The organism is Mangrovimicrobium sediminis (assembly GCF_004745945.1).
Classification (GTDB): Bacteria; Pseudomonadota; Gammaproteobacteria; order Pseudomonadales; family Halieaceae; genus Mangrovimicrobium; species Mangrovimicrobium sediminis.
Genome location: NZ_SRLE01000052.1, coordinates 1 through 1,646 on the forward strand (window position 1 = coordinate 1; position 1,646 = coordinate 1,646).

At 49.0% G+C, this 1,646-nt stretch carries 3 protein-coding genes; 2 read left to right on the forward strand and 1 reads right to left on the reverse strand.

The window, feature by feature from the left end; all coding sequences use genetic code 11:
* Nucleotides 1-204, forward strand: a 204-nt coding sequence (locus tag E4634_RS21780) for a hypothetical protein (RefSeq protein ID WP_206046977.1), incomplete at its 5' end; no start/stop codon positions are given.
* Between the two features lie 401 nt (nucleotides 205-605).
* On the opposite strand, the gene E4634_RS21245 is transcribed toward E4634_RS21780, so the two are convergent.
* Entirely contained in the window at nucleotides 606-1,004 is a 399-nt protein-coding gene (locus tag E4634_RS21245) for a hypothetical protein (RefSeq protein ID WP_135446682.1), read from the reverse strand.
* Between the two features lie 214 nt (nucleotides 1,005-1,218).
* Between E4634_RS21245 and E4634_RS21250 the strand changes: the two genes are divergently transcribed.
* A complete protein-coding gene (locus tag E4634_RS21250) occupies nucleotides 1,219-1,536 on the forward strand; it encodes a hypothetical protein (protein WP_135446683.1) in 318 nt (105 codons plus the stop codon).
* Nucleotides 1,537-1,646 lie beyond the last annotated feature (110 nt).

A 1,646-nucleotide genomic window follows, 5' to 3' on the forward strand; every position in this document is an offset into this window, starting at 1 on the left:
GAATTGGATGAAGAGTGCTCTGGTAGACCGTCGAGGTACGCCGCGAAGATTGCGGCTGAACTGGCCGAGCTAGGATCAACTAGTGAAAAGATAGAAATCTTCTTTTCGAGCGACGAGATTAGATCAGCGGAAGATTCGAGCATGAGTGATGTTGCTGAACTCTCATCGGGGAATGTTGTTTTCATCGATGCGACTGACCCCTAACAAGTCAAGGCAGCAAGGGCGCTTCGTGCCGGGACCCGCTAACGCGGGCCCCTGCTTAAGCGTTATGTATCCGCAGTGTGAAGCTCCTGCTTTAATCCCAATGTCCGAAAAAGAGATAACGAAGACTCATTTTCTGGCATCTAGGGCATTTATACCGCCTCGTTGAAATATCACCCTCAACCTCGGCGACAAGCTTGAGAGGATCTTCGATAAACGGATCAGGGAAAGCCTTGATTCCCAAGTCCCTGGCTTTATTTTCTTCCATAGTGTCAAACGTCTGCCTTTCAGCGTCATAATAAATAATCCAACTTTGGAAATCGTCGGATACTCCGGGGCTAACGTGGGCCTCGATACCGCACTCACAAACCATGAGTAACATATGCCCGGGCATAGTGGCTCTCCTAGACCCGCAACTTCATTGCGGGAATCCAGTTGTGATCGCCAGGACGTTTAATTTCAGCTACCTTCCATGCGTTATTACTGGTTCCACCACGCATCGTATTTATGAGCTTGGCAATAGATTCAAATTCGTCTTCGTTCCAAATTAGTCGTCTATCGTCTACTACAGCCTCAAATATCTCGCCAAAGTACTTTGTTCTTATCCTGGTTCCGCTGGGTAGCATTAGCCTTTCCCACATAAAGCCTGATTTCGGGCGCTCCTGAATAACGTCATCGACAGTTCTTTCTAAAAAGTCGTACACTACATTTTCAACTACAGTGTGCGGGTTAGCCGGGTAGCGGGTTAGTAGCTCCCTATAAATCTCAAGGCTAATGGGTATATATACATAGTCGTTAACCATCTGTCCTCCGTATTACTCTATAGTTACTACTAAGTACTCCATAGCAACTCTAGAGTACTTTATCGGTCATGGCAAGTATTAATTTTGCCGGAGAGAAATACATAACAATGCCAACCACGAATGCCCCTTCGGGGCCGGACCTCCGTTCCGGCGCTTCGCGCCTCCACTGCGGCCCGTGTTGGCGGCGTTATGCGCCTGGAGCAAGACTCCACTAATGAATATCACCCTCAAGATATTTCGGGACAAGATGATCTTGATGCATGAGTCTCGTATTGTCACCGCACTACCAAAAGAGCCGTACTCGACTACAAGGCTTCTTGTCGGCACTTTCGAACCAGCGGTCGCATGCTTGAAGGAAGGTTTATCGAGTATCGGAGCAGTAGGTATTTTTAAAAAGTCGCCCCGTATATTCATCTCGCCCCAAGAAATGTGTGAGGGAGGTCTGTCCGAAGTAGAGCGCCGTTGCCTTACTGAATTGGGGCTCGCAGCAGGCGCCAGAGCAGTGGAGTTTGTAAATGAAAAAGGCGCATAACAAGTCAAGGCAGCAAGGGCGCTTCGCGCCGGGACCCGCTAACGCGGGCCCCTGCTTGAAGCGTTATGTGTTACTCGCAAATGCCGGGCGAACTTCCGATTGATTTCTTC